Annotated in this window: 26 protein-coding genes and 1 pseudogene; 15 read left to right on the top strand and 12 right to left on the bottom strand. The window is 67.2% G+C overall.

Features of this window, described 5'->3' with window-relative positions; all coding sequences use genetic code 11:
* Positions 1 to 392, top strand: a pseudogene (locus AC1DDA_RS16380) (hypothetical protein); the annotation flags it as partial.
* 96 nt (positions 393 to 488) lie between these two features.
* Here AC1DDA_RS16380 and AC1DDA_RS16385 read toward each other — a convergent pair.
* Positions 489 to 2,117 (bottom strand): long-chain-fatty-acid--CoA ligase, encoded by a 1,629-nt coding sequence (locus AC1DDA_RS16385; protein ID WP_476796548.1) that lies wholly within the window; start codon positions 2,115 to 2,117, stop codon positions 489 to 491.
* 136 nt (positions 2,118 to 2,253) lie between these two features.
* On the opposite strand from AC1DDA_RS16385, the gene AC1DDA_RS16390 reads away from it, so the two are divergent.
* The 4 genes from AC1DDA_RS16390 to AC1DDA_RS16405 all read left to right on the top strand — a co-directional run bounded on the left by AC1DDA_RS16390 (position 2,254) and on the right by AC1DDA_RS16405 (position 6,115).
* Positions 2,254 to 2,718 (top strand): MarR family winged helix-turn-helix transcriptional regulator, encoded by a 465-nt coding sequence (locus tag AC1DDA_RS16390; protein ID WP_441510130.1) that lies wholly within the window; start codon positions 2,254 to 2,256, stop codon positions 2,716 to 2,718.
* A gap of 7 nt (positions 2,719 to 2,725) precedes the next feature.
* The gene (locus tag AC1DDA_RS16395) at positions 2,726 to 4,189 is read left to right on the top strand and encodes an amidase (protein ID WP_476796549.1); all 1,464 of its coding nucleotides are present in this window, start codon (positions 2,726 to 2,728) and stop codon (positions 4,187 to 4,189) included.
* A 130-nt stretch (positions 4,190 to 4,319) separates the two neighbouring features.
* Positions 4,320 to 5,696, top strand: a complete 1,377-nt coding sequence (locus AC1DDA_RS16400) for an aspartate aminotransferase family protein (protein ID WP_476796814.1) — start codon at positions 4,320 to 4,322, stop codon at positions 5,694 to 5,696.
* 209 nt (positions 5,697 to 5,905) lie between these two features.
* Positions 5,906 to 6,115, top strand: coding sequence for a hypothetical protein (locus tag AC1DDA_RS16405; protein ID WP_441510133.1), 210 nt, complete (start codon positions 5,906 to 5,908; stop codon positions 6,113 to 6,115).
* A 147-nt stretch (positions 6,116 to 6,262) separates the two neighbouring features.
* On the opposite strand, the gene AC1DDA_RS16410 is transcribed toward AC1DDA_RS16405, so the two are convergent.
* The gene (locus AC1DDA_RS16410) at positions 6,263 to 6,859 is read right to left on the bottom strand and encodes a L,D-transpeptidase (protein WP_441472844.1); all 597 of its coding nucleotides are present in this window, start codon (positions 6,857 to 6,859) and stop codon (positions 6,263 to 6,265) included.
* Positions 6,860 to 7,082: 223 nt separating this feature from the next.
* Here AC1DDA_RS16410 and AC1DDA_RS16415 point away from each other — a divergent pair, with 223 nt between their 5' ends.
* Positions 7,083 to 8,012 carry a histone deacetylase family protein gene (locus AC1DDA_RS16415; protein WP_476796550.1) on the top strand — a complete coding sequence of 310 codons (930 nt, stop codon included), beginning with the start codon at positions 7,083 to 7,085 and terminating at the stop codon, positions 8,010 to 8,012.
* 7 nt (positions 8,013 to 8,019) lie between these two features.
* Here the strand turns inward: AC1DDA_RS16415 and ribB are convergent, their stop codons facing one another.
* Complete coding sequence (gene ribB / locus AC1DDA_RS16420) at positions 8,020 to 9,300, bottom strand: 3,4-dihydroxy-2-butanone-4-phosphate synthase (protein WP_476796551.1); 1,281 nt, start codon at positions 9,298 to 9,300, stop codon at positions 8,020 to 8,022.
* A 197-nt stretch (positions 9,301 to 9,497) separates the two neighbouring features.
* Positions 9,498 to 10,616 carry a chorismate synthase gene (gene aroC, locus AC1DDA_RS16425; protein ID WP_476796552.1) on the bottom strand — a complete coding sequence of 373 codons (1,119 nt, stop codon included), beginning with the start codon at positions 10,614 to 10,616 and terminating at the stop codon, positions 9,498 to 9,500.
* 398 nt (positions 10,617 to 11,014) lie between these two features.
* On the opposite strand from aroC, the gene AC1DDA_RS16430 reads away from it, so the two are divergent.
* Positions 11,015 to 11,806 carry a pseudouridine synthase gene (locus AC1DDA_RS16430; protein ID WP_476796553.1) on the top strand — a complete coding sequence of 264 codons (792 nt, stop codon included), beginning with the start codon at positions 11,015 to 11,017 and terminating at the stop codon, positions 11,804 to 11,806.
* 12 nt (positions 11,807 to 11,818) lie between these two features.
* Here AC1DDA_RS16430 and AC1DDA_RS16435 read toward each other — a convergent pair whose 3' ends face one another.
* The gene (locus AC1DDA_RS16435; RefSeq protein WP_476796554.1) at positions 11,819 to 15,838 is read right to left on the bottom strand and encodes a Pls/PosA family non-ribosomal peptide synthetase; all 4,020 of its coding nucleotides are present in this window, start codon (positions 15,836 to 15,838) and stop codon (positions 11,819 to 11,821) included.
* Between the two features lie 245 nt (positions 15,839 to 16,083).
* Positions 16,084 to 16,680, bottom strand: a complete 597-nt coding sequence (locus AC1DDA_RS16440; protein ID WP_476781262.1) for a histidine phosphatase family protein — start codon at positions 16,678 to 16,680, stop codon at positions 16,084 to 16,086.
* Positions 16,681 to 16,831: 151 nt separating this feature from the next.
* Between AC1DDA_RS16440 and folP the strand changes: the two genes are divergently transcribed.
* Genes folP through folK form a run of 3 tightly spaced genes read left to right on the top strand, consistent with a single transcriptional unit; the run spans position 16,832 to position 18,550 of the window.
* Positions 16,832 to 17,674 carry a dihydropteroate synthase gene (gene folP, locus AC1DDA_RS16445; RefSeq protein ID WP_476796555.1) on the top strand — a complete coding sequence of 281 codons (843 nt, stop codon included), beginning with the start codon at positions 16,832 to 16,834 and terminating at the stop codon, positions 17,672 to 17,674.
* Positions 17,671 to 18,045, top strand: a complete 375-nt coding sequence (gene folB / locus AC1DDA_RS16450) for a dihydroneopterin aldolase (protein ID WP_476781260.1) — start codon at positions 17,671 to 17,673, stop codon at positions 18,043 to 18,045. Before folP ends, folB begins: the two co-directional genes overlap by 4 nt.
* Positions 18,035 to 18,550, top strand: coding sequence for a 2-amino-4-hydroxy-6-hydroxymethyldihydropteridine diphosphokinase (gene folK, locus AC1DDA_RS16455; RefSeq protein ID WP_476796556.1), 516 nt, complete (start codon positions 18,035 to 18,037; stop codon positions 18,548 to 18,550). Before folB ends, folK begins: the two co-directional genes overlap by 11 nt.
* 2 nt (positions 18,551 to 18,552) lie before the next feature.
* Here folK and AC1DDA_RS16460 read toward each other — a convergent pair whose 3' ends face one another.
* The 5 genes from AC1DDA_RS16460 to AC1DDA_RS16480 form a co-directional block, all read right to left on the bottom strand.
* Positions 18,553 to 18,873 (bottom strand): type II toxin-antitoxin system PemK/MazF family toxin, encoded by a 321-nt coding sequence (locus AC1DDA_RS16460; protein ID WP_476781272.1) that lies wholly within the window; start codon positions 18,871 to 18,873, stop codon positions 18,553 to 18,555.
* Positions 18,867 to 19,121, bottom strand: a complete 255-nt coding sequence (locus AC1DDA_RS16465; protein WP_476781258.1) for an AbrB/MazE/SpoVT family DNA-binding domain-containing protein — start codon at positions 19,119 to 19,121, stop codon at positions 18,867 to 18,869. Before AC1DDA_RS16465 ends, AC1DDA_RS16460 begins: the two co-directional genes overlap by 7 nt.
* Before the next feature lie 75 nt (positions 19,122 to 19,196).
* Entirely contained in the window at positions 19,197 to 20,036 is an 840-nt protein-coding gene (fabI, locus tag AC1DDA_RS16470) for an enoyl-ACP reductase FabI (RefSeq protein ID WP_476781257.1), read from the bottom strand.
* Between the two features lie 165 nt (positions 20,037 to 20,201).
* A complete protein-coding gene (locus AC1DDA_RS16475) occupies positions 20,202 to 21,146 on the bottom strand; it encodes a DnaJ C-terminal domain-containing protein (protein WP_476796557.1) in 945 nt (314 codons plus the stop codon).
* 153 nt (positions 21,147 to 21,299) lie between these two features.
* Complete coding sequence (locus AC1DDA_RS16480; RefSeq protein WP_476796558.1) at positions 21,300 to 21,755, bottom strand: RT0821/Lpp0805 family surface protein; 456 nt, start codon at positions 21,753 to 21,755, stop codon at positions 21,300 to 21,302.
* Positions 21,756 to 21,878: 123 nt separating this feature from the next.
* On the opposite strand from AC1DDA_RS16480, the gene pdxH reads away from it, so the two are divergent.
* The 5 genes from pdxH to AC1DDA_RS16505 all read left to right on the top strand — a co-directional run bounded on the left by pdxH (position 21,879) and on the right by AC1DDA_RS16505 (position 24,672).
* Positions 21,879 to 22,493: a pyridoxamine 5'-phosphate oxidase gene (pdxH, locus tag AC1DDA_RS16485; RefSeq protein ID WP_476796559.1), complete on the top strand. Its 615-nt coding sequence runs from the start codon at positions 21,879 to 21,881 to the stop codon at positions 22,491 to 22,493.
* Positions 22,494 to 22,507: 14 nt separating this feature from the next.
* Entirely contained in the window at positions 22,508 to 23,284 is a 777-nt protein-coding gene (locus AC1DDA_RS16490; RefSeq protein ID WP_441510146.1) for an SDR family NAD(P)-dependent oxidoreductase, read from the top strand.
* A 16-nt stretch (positions 23,285 to 23,300) separates the two neighbouring features.
* Positions 23,301 to 23,780, top strand: a complete 480-nt coding sequence (locus tag AC1DDA_RS16495; protein WP_476796560.1) for an NUDIX hydrolase — start codon at positions 23,301 to 23,303, stop codon at positions 23,778 to 23,780.
* Positions 23,777 to 24,220, top strand: coding sequence for a TIGR02301 family protein (locus AC1DDA_RS16500; RefSeq protein ID WP_476796561.1), 444 nt, complete (start codon positions 23,777 to 23,779; stop codon positions 24,218 to 24,220). Before AC1DDA_RS16495 ends, AC1DDA_RS16500 begins: the two co-directional genes overlap by 4 nt.
* Before the next feature lie 182 nt (positions 24,221 to 24,402).
* The gene (locus AC1DDA_RS16505) at positions 24,403 to 24,672 is read left to right on the top strand and encodes a hypothetical protein (protein ID WP_441510149.1); all 270 of its coding nucleotides are present in this window, start codon (positions 24,403 to 24,405) and stop codon (positions 24,670 to 24,672) included.
* On the opposite strand, the gene AC1DDA_RS16510 is transcribed toward AC1DDA_RS16505, so the two are convergent.
* Positions 24,669 to 25,940: an RNA polymerase sigma factor gene (locus tag AC1DDA_RS16510; RefSeq protein WP_476796562.1), complete on the bottom strand. Its 1,272-nt coding sequence runs from the start codon at positions 25,938 to 25,940 to the stop codon at positions 24,669 to 24,671. The genes AC1DDA_RS16505 and AC1DDA_RS16510 overlap by 4 nt on opposite strands.
* Positions 25,941 to 25,942: the final 2 nt, after the last annotated feature.

Consider the following 25,942-nt stretch of genomic DNA (forward strand, 5'->3'; position numbering starts at 1 on the left):
TAGCGCATCTCGACGAGATGACCCAGCAGAACGCGGCGCTGGCCGAACAGAGCGCGGCTTCCGCCAACGCCCTCTCCGGCCGGATCGGCCAGCTCAACGAGCTCGTCGCGACCTTCCGCACCGGCCGCGAGGCGGTCGGGCAGTCCAGCTATCCGCAGCCTCTCGCTTCCGCGGCTGCCACGGCGCGCCCGGTGAAAGCCGTGCCTCGCGCTGCGGCGCGGCCCGTCGCGGTCTCGAACATGGCGCCGGCCGCCTCCGCCAAGGCCCCGGCGGCCGAGCCCGAGCGGCTGCGCAAGCTCGCCGAAGCCGCCTTCGCCCAGTCCAAGACCATCCCCGCCCCGCGCAAGGTCGCCAATGGCCGCGCCCAGGATGCAGGCTGGGAAGAGTTCTGAGGGCGGAGGACTGAGCCCTCGACGCCCACAGCCCTCCTGCCCTCAAACGAAACGGCGCCCGAAAGGGCGCCGTTTCCGCTTGAAGGACACAACAGCTCAACCCGGCAACCGATAATCCTTGAACATCTCGCGCAGCACCGTCTTCTGGATCTTGCCGGTTGCGGTGTGCGGGATCGCCTCGACCAGCACGACATCGTCCGGCAGCCACCATTTCGCGATCTTGCCCGCCATGAAGGCCAGCATCTCGTCCTTGCTCGGCGTGCGGCCGGTCTTCGGCACGATCACCAGCAGCGGCCGCTCGTCCCATTTCGGGTGGGCGATGCCGATCACCGCTGCCTCCGCCACATCGGGATGGCCGACGGCGAGGTTTTCAAGATCGATCGAGGAGATCCATTCCCCGCCCGACTTGATGACGTCCTTCGAGCGGTCGGTGATCTGCATGTAGCCGGCGGGATCGATCGTCGCGACGTCGCCGGTATCGAAGAAGCCCTGATCATCGAGGATGTCCTCGTCGTCACGCCGGTAATAGGCGCCAGCCACCGCCGGCCCGCGCACCTTGAGGCGTCCATAGGTCTTGCCGTCCCAGGGCAGGTCGTGGCCGGCATCGTCGGTGAGCCGAAACTCCACCGTAAAGGGCGGATGGCCCTGCTTGACCTTGAGATCGTAGAGCGCCTCGCCCGAAAGGTTCCCGTATACCGGCTTCATCGAGCAGAAGGAGCCGAGCGGGCTCATCTCGGTCATGCCCCAGGCATGGGCGACGGTGACGCCGTATTTGCGCTCGAAGGCCTCGGTCATGGCGCGCGGGCAGGCCGAACCGCCGATGACGACGCGCTTCAGCGTCGAGAGCTTGCCGCCGGTCGCTTCCAGATGCTGTAGCAACCCGAGCCAGACCGTCGGCACCGCCGCCGTCATGGTGACGCCTTCGCCTTCAAGCAATTCGTACAGCGATGGGCCGTCGAGCTTCGCCCCCGGCATTACCAGCTTCGCCCCGGTCATCGGCGCGGAATAGGCAAGCGACCAGCTGTTCGCATGGAACAGCGGCACCACGGGCATCACCGTATCGCGCGAGGACAGCCCCATATAGTCCGGCGCCGCGCAGGCGAGCGCATGCAGCACGTTGGAGCGATGCGAGTAGAGCACGCCCTTCGGCCCGCCGGTCGTGCCGGAGGTGTAACAAAGCCCGGCTGCGGTGTTCTCGTCGAATGCACCCCAGGCGAAATCATCGTCCGCCTCCGCGAGCCAGTCCTCATAGGCGACTGCACCCTTGAGGCCGCATTGCTGCATATGCGCGGCATCGGTGAGGACGATGTAGCGCTCGATGCTCGGCAGCTTCTCCTGCAACTGCTCGATCATCGGCACGAAGGTCAGATCGAGGAACAGCAGCCGGTCCTCGGCGTGATCGACGATCCAGGCGATCTGCTCCGGAAAGAGCCGCGGATTGACCGTATGCGTGATCGCGCCGATGCCGCTGATGCCGTACCAGAGCTCGAGATGCCGGTCGCTGTTCCAGGCGAGCGTCGCCACCCGGTCGCCGAGCCCGATCCCGTCGCGTTGCAGCCGCTTGGCCACGCAGAGCGCCCTGCTCCTGATCTCGGCATAACTTCGTCGCCGCAAGGTGCCGTCCTCGACGGCGCGGCTGACGACCTCGCGCGTGCCGTGCTGGGTCGCGGCATGATCGATGATCCGGTGGAGCAGAAGGGGCCAATCCTGCATCAGGCCGAGCATGCGCGTTCCTCCCGAAGACCTGGTTTTTTCGAGAGGATAACGACGTGCTTCCACGAAAGGAAAGTCGCACTATCGAAGGCTCGCCTGCCGGCTCCAGATAGTTTAGGTCTGATCGTTCCAGAGGGGGGAAAACGCGATGACCGCACCGAAAAGCGTGCCGCACGCGGCGACGGAGCCTGACCGGGTCTGGTTCCGCTTCATGCGGTTGCACCAGCGCATGCTGATGCAGATGACCGGGCGCATCCGCAAGCTCGGCCTCTCGATCCCGCAATTCGACCTGCTCTCGACGCTGACGGAGCAGGAAGGCATCAGCCAGAGCGAGCTCGCCGAGCGGCTCTACGTCACCAAGGGGAATGTCTCGGGGCTGGTCGATCGCCTCGTGCAGGCTGGCCTCGTCGAGCGCCGCGCCATCGCGGGCGACCGGCGCTCCTATGCCATGCATCTGACTGCGGAAGGCCGCCGGCTCGCCGAGGCCGGCATCGCCGCCCAGCGCGACTTCGTGGCCAGCACGCTGGGCAAGCTCAAGACCGACGATCTCGCCGAGCTCGACCGCCTCGTCCTGCTCTGGCGCGATTATGCCCGCGCCATCGACGTGGAATGATCCCGCCATGGCTGCCGATATCGACCTGACCGCCTCCGCCACGGCTCTGCGCACGGGCTTGCTCGCGCGCCGTTTTAGCGCCTCCGATCTGCTGGAAGCGAGCTTCGCCCGCATCGATGCGCTCAACCCGCGGCTCAACGCCATCGTGGCCGAGGATCGCGAGGCCGCCCGCGCCATGGCCAGCGCCAGCGACGCGCGGATCGCAAACGGCACGGCGCGCCCGCTCGAAGGCCTGCCGATCACGATCAAGGACGCCTTCGACGTCGCCGGCCTGCCCTCCTCCGGCGGCCTGCCGGCCTATCGCGAGCGTGTCCCGGCCGAGGATGCAGCGGCGGTCGCCAGGCTGCGCGCTGCCGGCGCGGTCATCATCGGCAAGACCAATGTCCCGGTCTTCTCCGGCGATTTCCAGAGCTACAACCCCGCCCATGGCGTGACCAACAACCCCTGGGACGAAACGCGCTCTCCGGGCGGCTCCTCTGGCGGCGCGGCGGTCGCCGTCGCGACGGGGATGAGCGCCTTCGAGCTTGGCTCCGACCTCGGCAGCTCGATCCGCTGGCCGGCGCATGCCTGCGGCGTCTTCGGCCTCAAGACGAGCTGGGGGCTGGTCTCGACCTGGGGCGCGATCCCGCCCCCGCCCGAGCGGCGAACCGCGCGCAATGTCGATCTGATGGTTGCCGGCCCGATCACCCGCGCCGCGGAGGATCTCGACCTGATCCTCCCGGTCATCGCCGGCCCGCGCGATGCCACGCTCACCTCTGCTTCCTTGCCGGAGCCGCGCGCCCGAACGGCGAAAGGGCTGCGCGTGGCGCTCTGGGCCGACGATCCCTTCGCTCCGGTCGACCGGGAGGTGGCGGACACCGTGCGCGAAGCAGCCCGCCGCCTTGGCGAAGCCGGCGCCATCGTCGACGAGACCGCCCGCCCCTCGGTGAGCTTTGCCGACGCCTTCGAGGTCTATGCGCTGCTGAACCACGCTGTCGTGGCCTATAGCCTGCCGCCGAAGGTGCGTGCTCGCATCCAGGCGCAGGCTTCGCGCTTCAGCCCGAACGACCTGTCGCATCAGGCGCTGCAGGCGCGCGGCGCGCGGATGACGCCCGGTCTCTATCAGCAGCTCGCCCATCGCCGCCTCGCCCAGAAGCGGCAATGGGCGCGCTTTTTCCAGCGCTACGATGTCGTGCTTTGTCCGCCGGCCCCAGTCGCGGCGATCGCCCATGACCACGGCCCGGACATCCACGCCCGCCGCCTGATCGTGAATGGCGAGCCACGCCCCTATCTCGATTTCCTGCTCTGGGCCGCGCCGGCCACCGGCGCCGACCTGCCGGCGCTCTGCGCGCCGGTGATGCGCTCCCGCGGCGGGCTGCCGCTCGGCGTCCAGATCATCGCGCCTTTCGGCGAAGACCGCACGGCGATCGCTGTCGGCGCCATACTGGAAGAGGTTGGCTGTCGCTTCGCCCCGCCGCCGATCATTCGTTGAGCCTCGATGCTGTTCCGCGTTCGCGCGCATTGCGCCAGGGTCTGCCACCCCCTGCGTCGAATTCGCTCAACATTTGCGGTCAGTTCAGCTTAAGGTGGCAAGAATCTTTAACAGGGAGCGGAAACCGATGATGCTGTCGAATGTCGCAGTCAGGGATATCGAGACCCTCGTCCATCCTTACACCAACCTCGCCACCCACCGGCAGAACGGCCCGCTGGTGCTGGAAAGCGGCAAGGGCATCTACGTCTACGATTCCGCCGGCAAGGAATATATCGAGGGCATGGCGGGCCTCTGGTGCACCTCGCTCGGCTACTCCAACCAGGAGCTGATCGAGACCGCCTATGAGCAGATGAAGAAGCTGCCCTTCACCCACATCTTCGGTGGGCGCAGCCACGACCCGGCGATCGAGCTCGCCGAGAAGCTCAAGGAGATCGCCCCGGTTCCGATCTCGAAGGTGTTCTACGGCGCGTCCGGCTCGGACGCCAACGACACCCAGGTCAAGATCGTCTGGTACATGAACAATGCGCTCGGCCGGCCGCAGAAGAAGAAGATCATCTCGCGGCTGAAGGGCTATCACGGCGTCACCGTCGCCTCGGCCTCGCTGACCGGCCTGCCGAACAACCATATCGACTTCGACCTGCCGCTGCCGGGCATCCTGCACACCTCCTGCCCGCATCATTACCGCTTCGCCGAGCTTGGCGAGAGCGAGCAGGACTATTCGACGCGCCTCGCTGCCGAGCTCGAGGAGATGATCCTGCGCGAGGGGCCGGACACGGTCGCTGCCTTCATCGCCGAGCCGGTGATGGGCGCCGGCGGCGCGATCATCCCGCCGGAGGGTTATTTCGAGAAGATCAATGCCGTCCTCGCCAAATACGACATCCTGTTCATCTCGGACGAGGTCATCACCGGCTTCGGCCGCACCGGCAAGATGTTCGGCACCGGGACCTACGGCATGAACGCCGACACGATCTCGCTCGCCAAGCAGATCACCTCGGCCTATTTCCCGCTCAGCGCCGTAATGATGAACGAGAAGGTCTATGAGGTCCTGGTCGACCAGAGCCGCAAGATCGGCACCTTCGGCCATGGTAACACCTATGCCGGCCACCCCGTCGGCTGCGCCGTCGCCGTGAAGACGCTGGAGATCTACCAGCGCGACAAGATCGTCGATCACGTCAACAAGGTCTCCCCGACCTTCGTCCGCCGCCTCGATAAGCTCGCCGAGCATCCGCTCGTCGGCGAAGCGCGCGGCGTCGGCCTCATCGGCGGCGCCGAGCTGGTCAAGGACAAGCAGACCAAGGCCTCGTTCGAGACCAAGAAGGGCGTCGGCGCCAAGGCCGTCGCCTACGCTTTGGAAGAGGGCTTCATCACCCGCGCCATGGGCGACCGTCTCGCCTTCTGCCCGCCGCTGGTCATCAGCGAGGCCGAGATCAACGAGATGTTCGATCGCTGCGAGCGCGCGCTCGACAAGACGCTGAACTGGGCCAAGGCGGAAGGCCTGCTGGCCTGAGCGATTGGGCATAGGGAACATCTTGAGGCCGGGCGGCGATCGCCCGGCCTTTTTTCTTTCCGTTCATCAATGTGGCCAAAACCGCTCCCGGCCCGAGATCGCCACGAACAAATCACAGACGCGCCCCGGCCCCGTCCTGATCCACGGGCAGTGTCGAGGGGTCGGCGGGCGTGAGCCCACGACGTCAGGTCATCAGAGAGTCAGGAGCCATGTTTCAACACGACGCCCGTCCCCAGATGCAGCCGCGCAAGAGTTTCCACGATGCCACGGCACGCGAAAACTACACGTCGCAGTTCCGCCCGATCGCGATTCAGGCGGTCGCTGCGGGAACCCGGCAGCTGTCAGGCGCGTTGAAGAAGCACGGCGAGGCACGCAGGACCGAACTCCCCGGCGTGCTCCGCCACGGTTTCGACGACTGAAACCTCCCTTCGAGACCCTAAACTGGCCGGTGCGGAGCTTGCTCCCACCGGCCTTTTTCGTGCGCCGGTCATCCGGGCGGAAGACGCCCCGAAACGAAAACGGGCGGCCCTGAGGCCGCCCGCCGAAACTCCGAAAACCGGCCTAAGTCAGACGACGATGACCTTGGCGCCGACCGGCACGCGATTGAACAGATCGATCGCATCGATATTGCGCATCCGGATGCAGCCGGACGAGGCCGAACGGCCAATCGTCTCGGGCTCGTTGGTGCCGTGGATGCGATAGAGCGTGTCGTGGCCGTTCTGGTAGAGATAGAGCGCGCGTGCGCCGAGCGGGTTCTCCGGCCCGCCATTCATTCCGCCCGCGACGGGCTTCAGATGCGGCCAGCGCTTGACCATCTCGGCCGGCGGCGTCCAACGCGGCCATTCGGCCTTGCGCTGCACCACGGCTTCGCCGGTCCAGCCATAGGCCTCGTCACCGGTAGCGACGCCGTAGCGGATGGCTTTCTTGTTCGGCAGGACGAGATAGAGGAACTTCTCCTTCGTATCGACATAGACCGTGCCCGGCGGCTGGCCGGTCGGATCTGCAATCTCATACGGAAGATAAGGCAGGTAAGTATCGAACTTGGGGACGAGCGCGATATATTCCGCATCGCGGGCTGACAGCTCCGGAGCGGCCACGCTCTTATACTGGCAGGCGCCGAGAAGGGCCGACAGTGCCAAGGCAACGAAAACGGTTTTCTTCATAGCCCCCACCAGCGCGACCCGAAGGCAGCCTTTATGATGAATCAAGAGTTAACGCTTCGTATCGCCCAAGACATACCCAGGAGGGCGACGGTCGGGCGAAGCACTAGGCGCCAAACCGGCAAGGCGCAATCAGGTTCCCTTTAGCGTGCCCTGAACGCGCGCAGCCGTGGCAAACAGGCCACGCTTTCGGCCCCGTTGACCGCAATCGTTTGGATTGATCCGCTTGACCACGCTTCTGATCACCCATCCGGCCGGCTTCGGCCACGCCATGCCGCCCGGCCACCCCGAATGCGCCGAGCGGCTGAGGGCCGTCGACCAGGCTCTGGAAGCGGAGCGTTTCGCGGCACTGATTCGGGTGGAGGCGCCGCTCGGCACGCTCGAACAGGTGACGCTTTGCCACGCAGCCTCCTATGCCGAGGCGCTGGTCGCATCGAGCCCGGCCGCCGGCTTCGTTCAGGTCGACGGCGACACCTTCATGTCCCCCGGCACGATCCCGGCCGTCCTGCGCGCGGTCGGCGGTGCAACCGCTGCCGTGGACGAGGTCATGAGCGGCAAGGCCCGCAATGCCTTCGTCGCCATGCGCCCGCCGGGGCACCATGCCGAGCGCGACCGCGCCATGGGCTTCTGCTTCTTCAACCACGCGGCGATCGCCGCGCGCCACGCGCAGAAGGCCCACAGCGCCGCGCGTGTCGCCATCGTCGATTGGGACGTCCATCACGGCAACGGCACGCAGGACATCTTCTGGCAGGATGCGAGCGTCCTCTACGCCTCGACCCATGAGATGCCGCTCTATCCCGGCACAGGTGCGGCGTCGGAGCGCGGCGCCCATGGCACGATCGTGAATGTGCCCTTGCATCCTGGGGAAGGGTCGGACGAATTCCGCGAGGCCTTCGAGATCGCGATCCTGCCCCGCCTCGACGCGTTCCGCCCCGATCTCGTGGTGATCTCGGCCGGCTTCGACGCGCATTGGCGCGACCCGCTCGCCAGTCTCAACCTGCGCGAAGCCGATTTCGCTTGGGCGACACAGAGGCTGATGGAATTGGCCGACAGGCATGCCGGCGGCCGCATCGTCTCCGTTCTCGAGGGCGGCTACGATCTCGACGCCTTGGCGCGATCGGCGGCCGCCCATGTCGGGGCGCTGATGGGCGCCTGACCGCGCCTCACTCCAGCGGCGCCGTCTCCACGATCTCGATGCCGAAGCCGCCGAGCCCCACGAAAGAGCGCGGCGAGGAGGCGAGGTTTACGATCGAACTGACGCCGAGATCGCGCAGGATCTGCGCGCCGAGTCCGACCTCGCGCCATTGCTGGCTGCGCAGCGCGTCCGAGCCCTCGTCCTCGACGCTTTTGATCGGCACGCCGGCGCTGCCGTCGCGCAGATAGATGAGAACGCCCCGGCCTTCCTGCTGGAAGCGCCGCAGCGCGCCTTGGATCGAGCCGGCGCCGCGGAGCACGTCGGCGACGACATCGGCCCGGTGCAGCCTAGCCGGCACCTTCTCGCCGTCCCCGAGCTTGCCCATCACGAAAGCGAAATGCTGGGTATTGTCGAACGGCGTGATGTAGACATGGCCGGTCATCTCGCCGAACTCGGTCTTGACCGGGAAGGAATGCACCCGCTCGACCAGCTTCTCGCGCAACTGGCGATAGGCGATGAGGTCGGCGACCGTGATCTGCTTCAGCCCGTGCTTCTCGGCAAAAGCGGTGATCTGCGCGCCCTTCATCACCGTGCCGTCGTCATTGGCGAGTTCGCAGATCACGCCGACCGGCGGCAGGTCGGCGAGCTTGCACAGATCCACGGCGGCTTCCGTATGGCCGGAACGCATCAGCACGCCGCCATCCTTGGCGATCAGCGGGAAGACATGGCCGGGCCGGACGAAATCGGCCGCGCCCATATTGCCGTTGGCGAGCGCGCGGACCGTGTTGGTGCGCTGCTCGGCCGAGATGCCGGTCGTCAGTCCGTGCTTGACGTCGACCGTGATGGTGAAGGCCGTGCCGAGCGGGGCGTCGTTGGACGAGACCATCGGATCGAGGCGCAGGCGCCGCGCCTCGGCCGTCGTCAGCGGCGCACAGACGATGCCGCAGGTATTGCGGATGATGAAGGCCATCTTCTCCGGCGTGCAGAGCGAGGCGGCGACGATGAGATCGCCCTCGTTCTCGCGATCATCGTCATCGGTGACGATGACGATCTCGCCGCGTGCGAAGGCTTCGATGGTCTCGGCGACTTTATTCGACATGGCGGCCTCGCGCGGCCCTGACAGGCCGAGAAAATCGTTGGGGGTGACGGCGCCGCCCGTAGCGGCGGCGATGCGCTCGGCGCTTTCGCGGGAAATCCAGGCGGCGGGGTCGTTGCAAAGCGCCGTCACGCTGGCCGGCGACAGGCCAACCTGCTTGGCGAAGGCGCTGCGCGCAATCTTGTTCTGCCGGAGCCAGACGTCGAGCTTCATGCCCGCAAGCTAATACGACGAGACTTCATCTGCAATGAACGATCGATGCATTTTCAGTATTGCTGAAATGCAAGCCGCTACGCGTCACGCTCTGGCTTGCCCTGAGCATCACGCGGGAGACGCACTTAACGGCACCTCTCCCGGCCAGAGATTCCCGGGCCTCCGCTACGCTTCACCCGAGAATGACGGCGCGAAACTCACTCCTGAAACGGCCAGCGCGGCTCGACCACGCCGACCTGCCCGCGATGGCGCAGATATTGATCCGCCAGCACGCAGGCGACCATCGCCTCGCCGACCGGCACGGCGCGGATGCCGACGCAGGGGTCATGCCGGCCCTTGGTGAACATCTCGGCTTCGCCGCCCGTCCGCGTCACGGTCGCGCGCGTCGCCAGGATCGAGGAGGTCGGCTTCACCGCGAAACGGGCCACGACCGGCTGCCCCGTCGAGATGCCGCCGAGAATGCCGCCGGCATGGTTGGAGAGGAAAAGCGGGCGCCCGTCATTGCCGGCGCGCATCTCGTCGGCGTTCTCCTCGCCGGAAAGCTCGGCCGCGCCGAAGCCCTCGCCGATCTCGACGCCCTTCACCGCATTGATGCTCATCAGCGCCGCAGCGATCTCGGCATCGAGCTTGCCGTAGATCGGCGCGCCCAGCCCCGCCGGCACGCCCTCGGCGACGATTTCGAGCACGGCACCGATCGAGGAACCGGCCTTGCGGACGCCATCGAGATAATCGGCGAAAAATGCCGCGGCATTCGCATCCGGGCAGAAGAAGGGGTTGCGGCCGACCTCCTCCCAGTCCCAGTTGCCGCGGTCGATCTTGTGCGGCCCCATCTGGACGAGCGCGCCGCGCACCACCATGCCCGGCACGACTTTGCGGGCGATGGCGCCGGCGGCGACGCGCATCGCCGTCTCGCGCGCGGAGGAGCGTCCGCCGCCGCGATAGTCGCGGATGCCGTATTTCACGTCATAAGTGAAATCGGCATGGCCCGGCCGGTACTTGTCCTTGATGTCGGAATAGTCCTTCGAGCGCTGGTCGACATTGTCGATCAGCAGCCCGATCGAGGTTCCCGTCGTCACCTGCACGCCGTCGCTCTCGCGCGCGAAGACCCCGGAGACGATGCGGACCTGGTCCGGCTCCTGACGCTGCGTGGTGAAGCGCGACTGGCCGGGACGGCGCCGGTCGAGGTCGCCCTGGATATCGGCTTCCGTCAGCGGGATCAGCGGCGGGCAGCCGTCGACGACGCAGCCGATGGCAGGGCCGTGGCTCTCGCCGAAAGTGGTGACGCGGAAGAGATGGCCGAAGCTGTTGTGCGACATGGGAGCCCGCTGGGTTATGCACCGGCTCTTAAGCCGGATTGGGGCGCGGCGAAACCCCGCCCGGATGGGGGCGCCCATTGACAAGGCCGGGCCCCGCCGGCTTCAAGCTGACCGCATGAGTTGCCAGGCGCCCTGCCCCTCGCGCTCCTGGCGCCCCGGGAGCCCTATCATCGCGGGACTTTAGCCCCGAGCCGCCCGTCGGCGGTTTCGGGGTTGAGTAGGCTCGCGCCTGCCAGCGCAATCGCGGCACCGAGCCACCGATCATCAAATCACTCCCTGTCACCAGCGCTCGCTCTTCAGGAGGGGCTCCGCCGCATGCCGGCCGCACCGGCCGCACCGCTGCCTGCGGGCTTTTCCGATCTGTCGGGCATGCCGTGCTATCGACGCTCAGGCTCATCATGAAACCTTTCCGCCGGCGCCCCGTGCCGGGAGCAGCGGCAGGCGTCAGCCTTGCCCGCGCCTTGTCTAAGCTCGGCTATTGCTCGCGCAGCCAGGCCGAGAAGCTGATCCTCGAGGGACGCGTCGACGTCGACGGCCGCCGCGCCCGCCATCCGGAGCTGCGCATCGATCCGCAGCGGGCGCGCCTGCAGGTCGATGGCCAGGCCGTTTCTGCCGCAGGCCGCGTCTATCTGATGCTCAACAAGCCGCGCGGCGTGGTGACGACGACCAGCGATCCGGAGGGGCGCCAGACCGTCTATGCCTGCCTGAACGGCCTCGACCTGCCCTTCCTGTCCCCAGTCGGGCGCCTGGACATGGCGAGCGAGGGGCTGCTGCTCATGAGCAACGACACCCGCTGGGCGCAGCACATCCTCGATCCCGCTTCCGGCGTCGAGAAGACCTATCACGTCCAGATCGACCGCGTGCCGGACGAGGCCTTCATGGCCCGCTTGCGAGGGGGGGCCACAGATGATGGCGAGATCCTGACGACCCGCGCAGCCACGCTGCTGCGCCATGGTCAGCGCAATGCCTGGGTCGAGATGGTGATCGACGAGGGCCGCAACCGGCAGATCAGGCGGATCGTGGAAGCGGCCGGGGCCGAAGTCCTGCGCCTTGTCCGCGTCAGGATCGGCGAACTCGAACTCGGAAACCTGCCCAAGGGCGCTGTTCGCGAGCTCGGCAGCGTGGAAAGGGCACAGCCGCTGGCCGGCCGCGCCGCCCCCAAAGAGAAGACCTGGGGTTCGGCGCGCTGAGCGTCCGCTGGCTTAGTGCGCCGCGGCCTTCGCCGGCACGGCCGGCGCGCCCTCCCAGCGCGTATGCGCCGGCAGGTTCTCGCCCTTCATGATCACGGTCAAAAGCCCGACCTGGGCGTAGTCGCCGACATGGGTGTCGTAGAGCACGGTCGCGCCTGCCCCGACGCAGACGCCCTTGCCCAGCTTGACACGGCCGACCTTCATCACGCGGTCCTCATAGAGATGCGTCTGAAGCGCCGAATGGGCGTTCACCGTGCAGAAATCGCCGACCTTGATGCAGTCGAACTCGGTGATATCCGTCGAGTCCAGCCAGACCCCCTTGCCGTATTTCGCGCCGAACAGCCTCAGAAACCAGGGCAGGAACGGCGTGCCGCGCAGATAGTCGAACAGCACCTTGCCGCCGAGACCCCAATACATCACGGCGACGGCCTCGGTGCGCATCGCCCACCACGACCACATCGGCTTCATCACCGGCTTGTAGGTCCCCATCATCAGCCATTTGACGGCGGCGCAGATGAGCGCCTGCGCCACGGCGATCAGAACCGCCACCCCCATGAAGGAGACGACAAGGCCCAGCCAATCGCCCTCGTTGATCTTCTGCTGCAGCACCATGTCGACTGCGATCGTGCCGAAGGTAATGAACAGCATCGAGGGGAAGGAGGTGTGCAGCGCCTCGAAGACACCGCGCCCGAACTGCTTGGCGAAGGAGGGCTTGTAGGTCCAGTCGGCACCGAGATCGACCTTCTGCCGGGTCGGCAGCTTGATCGGCGGCGAGCCGAACCAGGTATCGCCCGGCTGCATCCGGTCGTTCGCCGGCGGCTTCGACTTGATGCCGATCAGCACGCGGTCGGGAATGACGGCACCGGGCGGCACCACCGCGTCGTTGCCGACGAAGACCTGCTCGCCCGTGCGTGTCGCGTCGAGGCGCATATAGCCGCGGCGCATATCCTCGTCGCCGAAGACGACCTCATCGGCGATGAAATTGCCCGAGCCGATGCCGGTGAGATCGTAGCGGCCGGAGAGATTGGTCGAAATCTCCGCGCCCTTCCCGATGCGTGCGCCCATCAACCGGTACCAGGCCCGCATATAGATGGTGGCGAAGAGCGAGGAGAGCGTCTCCAGCGTCACCTCGGTTGCCAGCGCCACCGCCCATTTGCGCGCATAGAAGCCTGAATGGATTGAATAGGAGCCGGAGGTCACGCGCGGCAGGATCGCCCAGCGCAGCCCCGCCATCAGCAGCACGGTGAAGGCGATGAGGCCGATCGCGGTCGGCCAGGTCAGGATAGGCAGGAACCAGAGATAGCTGATGTCGGTCCAGCCGGCGATGAAGTAGTCGATCTTGTCGAAGAGCCAGAAGGCCGGAAAGATCGGCAACAGGCTGACCGGCGGCAGCACCACCAGCATCAGGATGTAGAAGGCCGTCAGCAGCGCACGTCGCCCCATCGAGGCTTCCGCCTGCGGCGGCAGCGCGGCGAGATCGACCGTGCCGACCTTGCGTGCCGGCGTGCCGTCCCAGATCTCGGCCTCTCCCACATGGATGCCGGGTGGAATGGCGGTGAGATCGCCGATCTCGGCATGATTGCCGATGACCGAGCCATGGCCCAGCACGACCGAAGCCCCGGCCGAGACGTCCTTGCCGATCTTGATGCGGCCGATGATCAGCTTGTCGCCGATCGCCTCGCCATTGGCGAAGGTGGTCTTGGAGCCGAAGCTGGTGCCGTCGCCGATCTCGATCAGGTCGATGGCGCCGGCCTCGTAGTCCGAGATGATGACGTCGCGCCCCACCTTGGCGCCGAGCAGGCGCCAGTAGAAGCGCATCACCGGTGTGCCCTGGAGCCATTTGATATGGACGAGGCCGGCGACACGCGCCGCGAACCACCAGCGGAAATAATAGACGCCCCAGAGCGGGTAGACTCCGGGCTTGGTCCGGCCGAGCACGATCCATTTCAACCCGACGGCGACGAGGCCGGTCGCGACGATGATCATGATGTAGACGCCGAGCAGCGCGACGATCTGGCCGAGCAGCGGCAGGTCCTCGCCCGAGAGGATCATGTAGGTGACGAAGACGCCGAGCCACTGCGCCGTCGACAGACCGATGATCACCGGCAGCACCGCAGCCTGGGCCAATCCGCAGAGGAAGCGGCGCAGGAAGGGCGGAGGCGTGAAGGAGAGGTCCTCCGCCGTCGCCGCGCCACGCTCGTCGAGCAACGCGGCCATCGCACGCAGCGTCCGGGCGCCATAGACATCCTGCAACGTGATGCCGGCATAGGCCGGCGTCTCGCGCACGATCGAGATGAAGCGCGCCGCCAGCAGCGAATGCCCGCCGAGATCGACGAAGAAGTCGGCTTCCAGCGGCAGGCTGGCTGCGCCGAGCACGCGCCTGGCAGCGTCGAGCAACGCGGCTTCCGTCTCGTTGCGCGGCGGCTCCTGTTCGCCCTCGGCGCTCGGCGCCGTCAGCGGCGCGGCCTTGAGCATCTTGCGGTCGACCTTGCCGGAAACCATGCGCGGCAGCGAACCGACCGCCTCGAAATGCGCGGGAACCATATAGGGCGGCAGCTTCTCGCGCAGCGCCGCCCTTAGAGCAGCCCCGTCTACCGCCACGCCCGGCTCGGCCACGACGAAGGCAACGAGCCGCTCGATGCCGTCATCCGTGCGCAGCACGACCGCCGCCTGCGCTACGCCGGGCTCGTCGGCGAGCTTCGATTCGATCTCGCCGAGCTCGACGCGAAAGCCGCGGATCTTGATCTGGTCGTCGATGCGGCCGTGGAAGACGATGTTGCCGTTGGCATCGAGGCTGACCGCATCGCCCGAGCGGTAGAGCACCGGATCGTCCGCGCCGGCCAGGCCTGAAAACGGGTTGGCGATGAACTTCTCGGCCGTCAGCTCGGGCCGTCCGTGATAGCCCTTGGCGACGCCCGGCCCGCCGATCAGGAGCTCGCCCTGTTCGCCCGGGTGAACGAGGCGCAGATCCTCGCCGACGACATAGGCGGTGTAGTTCGCAATCGGCTTGCCGATGGTGACGGTCTCGCCGGGGACGACCTCGGCAGCGGTCGCCACGACCGTCGCCTCGGTCGGGCCGTAGGTGTTGAGGATGCGCCGGCCCGGCTTCGACCATTTCTGGACGATTGCGGGGGGAAGCGCCTCGCCGCCGAGCAGGATCAGCTTCAGCGACGGCACATCGGCCGGCAGGATGCCGAGCAGGGTCGGCACGGTGTCGATGACGGTGACGCCGGCCTCGTTGAGGATGGCAGGCAGTTTCTCGGCATCGCCCATCATCTCGGGCGAGGCGACGAAGAGCGTCGCTCCGACGAGATAGGGCGTCCAGATCTCCTCCATCGACAGGTCAAAGGCGACCGAGGCACCCTGGAAGACGACATCGTCGGGTCCGATGCCATAGAGCGCGTTCCCCGAGCGCAGGAAATGGCAGATGTTGCGGTGGCTGATGACGATCGCCTTCGGCGTGCCCGTCGAGCCGGAGGTGTAGATCAGATAGGCCGGATGATCCTTGGTCAGCCCGGCCGGGCGCGCCGGCGGCTCATGATCGTCCGCCGCGGCTGCGAGGATTTCAGGCGACCAGACCTTGCGGTCCGTCTCCTCGGCCCGGGCAGCCCAGCCGGCGCAGGTGACGATGCCCTTGGCTTCGGCGTCGTTGAGGCAGGTCGCGATGCGCTCGACTGGCGCATCCGCGTCGAAGGGCACCCAGGCCGCTCCCGCGCGCGTGATCGCGATCTGTGCGACGAGGAGGTCGATGCCGCGCGGCATCCACAGGCCGACCATGTCGCCCGGCCCGACGCCGGCAAGCTGCAAGCCCCGCGCCTGCCGTCCGGCCCGGGCCCAGACCTCGGCATAGCCGAGGCGGCGTTCGCGATCGACAAGAGCAGGATGATCGGGGCGTGCGGCAACCGTGGCCGCGAAGATCTCGGCCAGCACCTCATCGTGGATCAGATCAGGGCGCTTCTCGCCGGCCAGCATGGCGAGGAGGTTTGCGCCGGCCTGATCAGACGCCGCCGACAGCTTCGTCATATCGTTCATCGCGCCCCGCTGCGCTCAAAGCCCGCCGCTGTCACCGAGGCGACTCATGCCTTCGGCCGGGCGGCACCTTGCCACGCACCTTATGAAGAAACCCGGAATCCGTCGCTGTTGCGCCGCGACATCCGCGTGAGCCCCCCGGCCGGGCAGGCCGCCGCATCACGACGCTCTGCTAGCATATTCTTCCTGCCGAATCACGCGTGAACCGGCGATGAATGTGAAGCTGCTCCCGGAGCGGCCCGGGCGGCTCAGAGCCAGTCGGCCTGGTTTCCCGAGATCACGAGCAGCTTGCCCTGCCAGATCTCGACCCTCGCAGCGTCGCGTGGCGCAACCGCGCCGACCAGCGCCAGCACCGCCCGTGCTACCCCGCCATGGCTGACGATCACCGTCTCGCGCCGCAAGCCTTCGAGCACCGGGCGCACCCGCTCGGCCAGCATGCGATAGCTCTCGCCGCCCGGCGGCACGAAGCCCCATTTGTCGCGCTCGCGCAGATGCGCCTGCTCGCGCTCGGCCTTGCGGACATCGCGCCAGGTGAAGCCTTCCCATTCGCCGAAGGTCAGCTCCCGCAGCCGGTCATCGACGGCGTAGCCGCCGTCCGGCAGAGCGAGTTCGCGGCGCAGGATGTCCATCGTTTCGCGCGCCCGCTGCATCGGCGAGGCGATGTAGTCGAGCTCCGCATAGGCCGGCTCCAGCGTCTTGAGGCGGTCGGCGGCCTCGGCCGCCTGCTCACGACCGAGCTCGTTGAGCGGGATGTCCTGGCCGCCTTGCAGCCGCCCCTCACGATTCCAGTCGGTTTCGCCATGGCGAACGAGGATGAGCCGATGCGAAAGCGATAGCGGTAGCATGCGGGGCTTCTGCACGCTGATGCCGCCCGCGTCAAAAGCCAATGACGGCCGGAGCCCATGCATCGGCCCCATAGCGACAATCGGCCGCTTTCTGTGGCCCATCGCACAAGGGGTGTGTATAGCGCCCTTGCCCAATCATCGGCGGAACCGCATGCCCTTCTCCCTCGCCTTGCCTGATGGCCGCTGCCTCGCGCTCGATGCGCAGCCGCTGGTCATGGGCATCGTCAACGTCACGCCCGATTCCTTCTCGGATGGCGGCCTGCACCTGGGCATCGAGGCCGCGGTGTCGCATGGCGAGCGCCTGGTGGCCGAGGGGGCGGGCATCGTCGATGTCGGTGGCGAGTCGACCCGGCCAGGCCATGCCACTGTCGATACCGAGACCGAGAAGGCGCGCGTGCTGCCGGTGATCGCCGGGCTGAAGGCCCGGATCGAGGCGCCGATCTCGATCGACAGCTACAAGGCAGAGGTCGCGGAAGCGGCGCTCGCCGCCGGCGCATCGATCGTCAACGACGTCTGGGGGGCCCAGCGCGACCCGCGCATCGCCGCGGTCGCAGCGCGGGCCGGCGCTCCGATCATCCTGATGCACAACCGCGAGAAGATCGACGCTGCCCTCGACATCTTCGACGAGGTGCTGCGCTTTCTCGAGCGCTCGATCGCGATCGCGACGCAGGCCGGCGTGCCGCGTGGCCAGATCGTCGTCGATCCCGGCATCGGCTTCGGCAAGACCATCAGCCAGAATCTCGACCTCATCCACCATCTCGATCGGCTGGGCGAGCTCGGCTGCCCGATCCTGCTCGGCGCCTCGCGCAAATCGACGCTCGGGCATATCACCGGCCGCGCGATCCCGGCCGAGCGCCTCGCCGCCAGCATCGCCGCCCATCTCTACGGCGCCAGCCGCGGCGCCGCTATCATCCGCGCCCATGACGTCGCGCCCCATATCGATGCGCTGAAGACCTGGGCTGCGATCGAGGACAGCACGAAGGCAGACCTGTGAGCGAAACCGGCCGCATCCTGATCGAGAAGCTCGATATCTACGCCTATCACGGCTTCTTCTCGGAGGAGGAGCGGCTCGGCCAGCGCTTCGTCCTCGACCTCGCGCTCGATGTCGACCTGCGCGCCGCCGCCGCCAGCGACCGCCTGGCCGATACGGTCGATTACGGGCGCGCCGTCGCCATCGTGAACGACGCTTTCACGGGCCGCCGCTATCACCTGCTGGAAGGCGCGGCGCGCGCCGTCGCCCTGGCGATCTTCGACGCCTTCCCCTCGGTAGAGGGCGTCGAGGTCACGCTGCGCAAGCCGGCTCCTCCGATTCCCGCGACGCTCGGCTCGGTTGGCATCCAGTTGAGATTCCAGCGTGAAGGTTGAGGCCGCGCTCGCCTTCGGCGGCAATCTCGGCGACCCCGTCGCCGCCTTCGCCGCAGCCTTGCAGGGGCTGCGCGACCACCCGGCCATAGCGCTCGGCCGACTGTCCTCGATCTATCGCACACCGCCCTGGGGCAAGACCGACCAGCCGGAATTCCTCAACATGGCGGCCCTGGTCGAAACCTCGCTCGCCCCGCAGGACCTCCTCGGCTTCTGCCTTGAGCTGGAGCGTGCCGGCGGCCGCGAACGGCGCGAGCTCTGGGGACCGCGCACGCTCGACATCGACATCCTGACCTATGGCGATGCAGTCATCGACCAGGCGAGGCTGCAGATTCCGCACCCACGCATTCCCGAGCGCGCCTTCGTGCTGACGCCGCTGGCGGAGATCCTGCCGCAGCGCCTGATCGGCGGGCGGACGGTAGTCGATCTGCTGGCCGCCACCGCAGACGAAACGATCCGCCGCGACGACGTCGCGACGGATCGTTTGAAGGCGCTGCTGACAGGCTAGCGTCAATCCTCGTAAAGTTCACGCAGAATGGCCAGGGCATTGCTGAGCGTCGCCGGTGGGGCCGCGCCTAGCCGACGGATCAGCCTCTTCTTGTCGAGAGCCCTGCTCTGCTCAAGCAGGATCAGCCCATCAATGCCTTGAAATGAGATCGGCACCCTGAAGCCCGCCGGGCGGCTTTTTGAAGTCATGGGCGCGACGATGACCGTGCGTAGATGATCATGAATCTCGGCAGGCGAGATGATCAGGCAAGGCCGCGTCTTCTGGATTTCGCTGCCCAACGTCGGATCGAGAGCCGCGAGCCAGATGTCCCCGCGCTTCACCATGTCAGTTCGGTGTCTTCGGCATTGCCGAATTCCGGCCAAGCCAGCGCATCATCTTCCGTAGCCGCGAGGCGTTTGGCATCTTCGGCCCACCCTTCGCGCGCCTGCCCCTGCAGCGGCTGGATGACAATGCGGCCCTGCTCGACGGTGAGCTCGACGCCATCGCCCGCCTTTGCCCCGATCTCGGCGAGAAGAGGCTTCGGGATGACGATTCCGGCCGAATTACCGATCTTCTTGACGGCGCTGCGCATGGCTCCCTCCATCGACGATGGTAGGATAAGCGCAATCAGGCCCCGTTACAACAATGTTATAACGAAGCCAGAATCTTACTCGCCCTTGTCGAGCGAGATGTCCGGCGCGGTCGGCACCTTCATGCCGACGACATGGTAGCCGGCATCGACATGCATGATCTCACCGGTGATGCCGCGCGACATGTCGGAGACGAGGAACACCGCGGTCTCGCCGACCTCCTCGATGGTGACGGTGCGGCGCAGCGGGGAGTTGTACTCGTTCCAGCGCAGGATGTAGCGGAAATCGCCGATGCCGGAGGCGGCCAGCGTCTTGATCGGCCCGGCCGAGATCGCGTTGACGCGGATCTTCGAGGGCCCGAGATCGGCGGCGAGATACTGCACGCTCGATTCCAGCGCCGCCTTCGCGATGCCCATCACGTTGTAATGCGGCATCCACTTCTCGGCGCCGTAATAGGTCAGCGTCAGCAGCGAGCCGCCGTCCGGCATCAGCTTCTCGGCGCGCTGGGTGATCGCCGTGAAGGAGTAGCAGGAGATCAGCAGCGACTTGGAGAAGTTCGCCTCGCTCGTCTCGACATAGCGGCCGGTCAGCTCGTCCTTGTCGGAGAAGGCGATGCAGTGGACGACGAAGTCGAGCTTGCCCCAGAGCTTCTCGACCTCGGCGAAGACCGCGTCGATCGTCGCGCCGTCGGTGACGTCGCAATGGCCGACGACATGGCCGCCCAGCTCCTTGGCGAGCGGCTCTACCCGCTTCTTCAGCGCATCGCCCTGATAGGTGAAGGCGAGTTCCGCGCCCGCGTCGGCCGCCGCCTTGGCGATGCCCCAGGCGATGGAGCGGTTGTTCGCGACGCCCATCACGAGTCCGCGCTTGCCCTTGAGGAGATTGGCGGTCGGCGAAACGGCGTTGGAATCAGGCATGGGGGACCCGCAGATGAACGATGAGCAGGTCTCTTAGAACAGTCGCAGGGAAGTGGGAACCGCTTTTGACGACGGCCTCCACGGCTGAATCATGCATCCGGCCCCAATCGGGGGCATTTTCCTCCGATCAAGGCCGGCAAAAGCTCCTCGCAGCAGGCTGAAAGGTCAGTCCGTGTCGCTGCGCGTCTTCATCAGGGCGGTCAGCTCGGCGTCGCTTGCCGGCATCTCGATGTCGATCGCGACGAAGAGGTCGCCAACCGCGCCCTTCTCGCCCTTGAGTCCTTTGCCGCGCAGGCGGAACTGCTTGGTCGTGCCGGTCAGCGGCGGGATCGTCATCTCGACGGCGCCGGTCAGCGTCGGGACGTGCAGCGGCCCGCCGAGCACCGCCTTGGTGAGCGGCACCGCGACGCGGGTGCGCAGATCCTTGCCGTCGACCGTGAAGCGCGGGTCCGGCTTGATCTTGATCGTCATCATCACGTCGCCGGTCTCACCGGAGAACGGATCGGTCTGGCCCAGTCCACGCAGGCGCATCACCTTGCCATCGGTGACGCCCTCGGGGATCGTGATCTCGACCTCGCGCCCGGTCGGCAGCTTGACCCGGCGCGCGCCGCCGGTCACGGCCTGCGCCAGCGTGACCTCCAGCGTGAAGCTCTGCTCCGGCGGCTTCTGCGGCTCGGGCCGGCCGCGCGAGCGCCGGCTCGCCTCGCCAAAGAGCGAGGAAAAGATGTCGGAAGCGTCGAAGCCGGCATCGCCACCCGGCTGGCCGCCGCCGGGTTGCGCGCCGCCGCGCCCACCGAAGGGGTTGCCGCCCTGGCCGAAATTGAATTCGAAGCCGCCATTGCGTCCCCCGCGGCCGGCGCCCATGCCCTCGAAGCCCTGGAACTTCGGCTTGCCCGCGGCATCAATCTCGCCGCGGTCGAACTGCTTGCGCTTGGTCTCGTCGCCCAGGATCTCATAGGCGGTATTCAGCTCGGAGAAGCGGTCCTGCGCCTTCGGATCTTCCTGGTTGCGGTCCGGGTGCAGCTCCTTGGCGCGACGGCGGAAGGCCTTCTTGATCTCCGCATCGCTCGCGCCGCGGGCGACGCCCAGAACCTGATAGGGATCGCGCATCCAAAACCTCGTTTTCACGCAAAGTCGAACTCCCGGCGCCCAAGCCGCCGGCCGTCCGCTTCGCCTAATCTGGGGATGGTGTGGCGCGAGCGCAACACCTTCGCGGCGCCGTTCTGCACCCGTAGCAACGTCGAGGCAAGCGCGTGGCCTGCGTCAGCTCACGCCCTTCCAGGGAGAGACATCCTTGACCGCCCATTCGCCGCCGGACGGGCGGCAGGCGGTGCCCTGCAGCTTCACCGGCCGAACCTGAGTCTGGACGCTGGCGATGAAGGCGCGGCAGATCTCGTCCGAGCGCAGGAATGGACCACCGACCGGAACGAAGGACCCCTTGATGCCGCTCTGGGGGTTGTCCCAGGACACGGCGGCACCATTGCCCTGCGGGTCGAGCGCAACGCCCATCGCCCCGTCGGCGCGGCGCATGTCTTCGGGACCGAGCTCGGCCGAAAGACTCGCGAGCRCCGCCGGCCGGTCGCCGCCGCGCGAGGGCAGGACTGCCGAGGTGGTCGCAACCTCATCCTCGCTCTTGCTCGACAGGCCGAGAATCGGAAACGAGACCGAGCAGCCGGCTGAGAACAGCGCCAGCATGGCCACAGCCATCAGCGGACGCATGGGGGCTGCGCGATCAGGAAGGCTTTGGAACGCTCCGGCCCTTGCCCTATATAAACCAACCGCCCGAAACCGGATCACTTGCGCTCGCCCGACGCCCAACTTCCACTGACCGAGGATTAGAACGTGCAACCGTTAACGAGCGGTGACTTCACCGAGGAAAACGAGCCTTTCGCCTTGTTCCAGAAGTGGTTGGACGAAGCGACGAAGTCCGAGCCGAACGACCCGACCGGCATGGCGCTTTCGACCGTCGACGCCGACGGCCTGCCCAATAGCCGCATGGTGCTGCTGAAGGGCCACGGGCCGGACGGTTTCGTCTTCTACACCAACACCGAAAGCCAGAAGGGCGAGGAACTGCTCGGCCAGCCCAAGGCCGCCGCCCTGTTCCACTGGAAGAGCCTGCGCCGGCAGGTCCGTATCCGCGGCACCGTCGCCCTCGTCACCGACGCCGAATCGGACGCCTATTTCCAGTCCCGCCCGCGCGACAGCCGGATCGGCGCCTGGGCCTCGCAGCAGTCGCGCCCGCTGGAGAGCCGTTTCGCGCTGGAGAAGGCTGTCGCCGCCTATACGCTCAAATTCGGCCTCGGCGAGATCCCGCGCCCGCCCTATTGGCGTGGCTTTCGCATCACCCCGCTCTATATCGAGTTCTGGCGCGATGGCGCCTTCCGCCTGCATGACCGCAGCGTCTTCCGACGCGGCGCGGCCGGCGAGCCCTGGACCAAGACGCGCTTCTACCCTTGAAGGACATCCCGCCCATGGCGATGCCGAAGTTCGATTTTCCAAAGACCGAAGCGGGCAAGCGCCCGGTCATGCTGCTGACCGGGGCGAGCCGCGGCATCGGCCACGCCACGGTGATGCAGTTCGCCATGGCCGGCTGGCGCATCCTGTCCTGCTCGCGCCAGGGCTTCTCCGAGAAATGCCCCTGGCCCTCGGGCGCCGACGACCATGTACAGATCGACTTGGGCGACCCCGAAGACACGATGCGCGGCATCGCGGAGATCAAGAAGCGCCTCGTGGCCGAGGGCGGCAAGCTCAACGCCCTCGTTAACAACGCCGGCATCTCGCCGAAGGGGCGCAATGGCGAGCGGCTGGGCGCCGCGACCACCTCCTTCAACGACTGGCACAAGGTCTTCCAGGTCAATTTCTTCGCGCCGATCATGCTGGCGCGCGGCCTGCTCGACGAGTTGACCGCAGCCCAGGGTGCCATCGTCAACGTCACATCGATCGCGGGTTCCCGCGTCCACCCCTTCGCCGGCGCGGCCTACGCGACCTCGAAGGCCGCGCTCGCCAGTCTCACCCGCGAGATGGCCGCCGATTTCGGCCCGCTCGGCATCCGGGTCAACGCCATCTCGCCCGGCGAGATCGACACGGCGATCCTGTCGCCGGGCACCGAGAAGATCGTCGCCACCCTGCCGATGAAGCGGCTGGGCAAGACCGACGAGGTCGCCAAGGCGATCTATTTCCTCTGCACGGACGCTTCGAGCTATGTCACCGGCTCGGAATTGCACATCAACGGCGGACAGCACGTTTGATACGGGACGTGGCAGCATGACGGCCGACAGCGGCCAGGTCATCCGCTTCCCGGCCGCGGGCCGCGCGGCGGCCCGGCCTGTGCTCGCGGCCTCGGTCGCTGTCTTCCGCGACGGCAAGGTGCTGCTGGCGACCCGCACCAAGCCGCCGGCCGACCAGCTCTGGTCGCTGCCCGGGGGCAAGGTCGAGGCTGGCGAGACGCTCGAGCAGGCGGCCCTGCGCGAACTGGAAGAGGAAGTCGGCGTCACCGCCCGCATCCTCGGCTTCAACCGCCATGTCGAGATCTTCGGCCGCGACGCCAAGGGCGGCGTGACTCATCACTTCGTCGTCGCCTCCTTCGTCGGCGAGTGGCTCTCCGGCGAACCGCAACCGGGTCCGGAGGCCGGGGCCGTGATGTGGGCCGATCCGCTGAAGCTCGGCGGGCTCGCAACCACGCGCGAACTCGCAGACGTGCTGCGCCGGGCTCACAGCCTGTTCACGGCCGGCGGTGCGGCATGATGCGCGGTGCGCGCGCCTGGGCCATTCTCGCCATTGTCCTCCTCGCTCCGATGGTTTCCCAGGCGCAGCAACGCACGCCGCAGCCGGCGAAGCCGCCTGCGGCCAAGCCTGCCGAGCCGCCAGTCCAGGAGCCGGACGGGCCGCCCTATGAGCCGCAGCTTCTCCAGCTCGCCGAGATCATGGGGTCGCTTGCCTATCTGCGCACGCTCTGCGGCGGCAAGGAGGCGCAGGACTGGCGCGCCCGCATGGCTGCCCTGCTCGATGCCGAAGGGCGCACCCCGCAACGGCGGGACCGCCTGACCGCCGCCTTCAACCGCGGCTTCAAGGCCTATTCGCTGACCCACCGTTCCTGCACCGATGCCAGCCAGGAGGCATCCGCGCGCCTCGCGGCCGAAGGAGAGGCCCTGTCGCGGGCGCTGGCCAGCCGTTATGGCGGATAGGCAACAGCTGTTGCCCGAATGCGATCTTCGGTGGAATTCTTCCGGTCGCGTTAACCTTTCTTAAACACCGCGGTAGCGTGCCGCTCTGGCACGGCTTATGACTTGAGCATCGCCCAACCGTCGCGATCCGGGTCACAACCGGCGCGATTCGCATCAGATTGAAGGCGCAGAGTCCCGTTTCGATGCCGATCCAGCCCGAAGACACGATGCTCGACCCGAATCTCGCCGAAGACCACGGCGATGCGCGCCGCGTCGCCTATGGCTATGTCGAGGACGCCTTCACCGAGGCCCAGCAGGACGGGCTCGATTCGGATGCGCTCGCCCATGCCGCGCTCTTTGCGGCGTTGCGCACACTGGTCGAGACCTATGGCGAGGAAGCCACGGCCGTCTTCACCGAGACCCTCCCCGAGAAGGTGCGCTGCGGCGCCTTCACCATCGGCACGCGGCACTAATCTGCCGCGGTGCGGGCCCTCGCCGCCCGCGCTTCCATCAACGCCCGTTCCTTGACGTTACCCGTCAGCGCCACCGCCTGCTCGAAGGCCTCCGCCGCTTCCCGGTGCCGGCCGAGCTTGGACAACAGGTCGCCGCGCACGCTCGGCAGCAGGTGGTAGCGCTTGAGCGACGGCTCGCTGCCCAGCGCCTCGACCAGTTCCAACCCCGCTGCCGGCCCTTCAGCCATACCGACCGCTACGGCCCGGTTGAGCTCGACGATCGGCGACGGCATCACCCGGCCGAGCACCGCGTAGAGCGCCACGATTCGCTGCCAGTCGGTCTCTTCCGCCGTTCGCGCGCGAGCATGGCAGGCCGCCAACGCAGCCTGCAGCAGATAGGGCCCCGGCGCGGCGCCGGCGAGCCGCTGCGCCCGTTCCAGCGCCACGAGCCCCCGCCCGATCAGCAGCCGGTCCCAGAGCGCACGATTCTGGTCGAGCAGGAGGATCGGCTCGCCGTCGGGGTCGATGCGCGCCCTGAGCCGCGAGGCCTGCAGCTCCATCAGCGCGACAAGCCCATGCACCTCCGGCTCGTCAGGCGCCCGCGCCGCGAGAACGCGCCCGAGCCTAAGCGCTTCCTCGCACAGCGCCGGCCGCACCCAATCCTGCCCTGCCGTCGCGGCATAGCCCTCGTTGAAGATCAGGTAGACGACCTCGAGCACGGAGGTGAGCCGCTCGCCGAGCTCGGCGCCGGCAGGCACCTCATAGGGCACTTTTGCCTCGCTCAGCGTCTTCTTCGCCCGCACGATGCGCTGCGCCATCGTCGCCTCCGGCACCAGGAAAGCGCGAGCGATCTCCTCGGTCGTAAGGCCCCCGAGCAGCCGGAGCGTCAGCGCGAGCCGCGCCTCCTTGGGTAGCACCGGATGGCAGGCGGTGAAGATCAGGCGCAACAGGTCGTCGCCAACCGCGTCATCGAGCGCTTCGTCGAGATCGGGCATCGCCGGCCTTTCGCCGTCGATATCGCGGCCGATCTCCTGCTGCTTGCGCCGGGCCATGATCTCGTGGCGGGCGGCATCGGCGGCGCGGTGCTTGGCGACCTGCATCAGCCAGGCAGCCGGATTGCGTGGCACGCCCTCCTCGGGCCATTGCTTCAACGCCGCGACCAGCGCGTCCTGCGCCAGCTCCTCGGCCCGACCGATATCGCGCGTCAGCCGCGCAAGGCCCGCGATCAGCCGGGGCGACTCCATGCGCCAGACCGTCTCGATGGTGCGGTGTGTATCGCTGCCCGACATGG

Source organism: Allobosea sp. 10N428, from assembly GCF_056394545.1.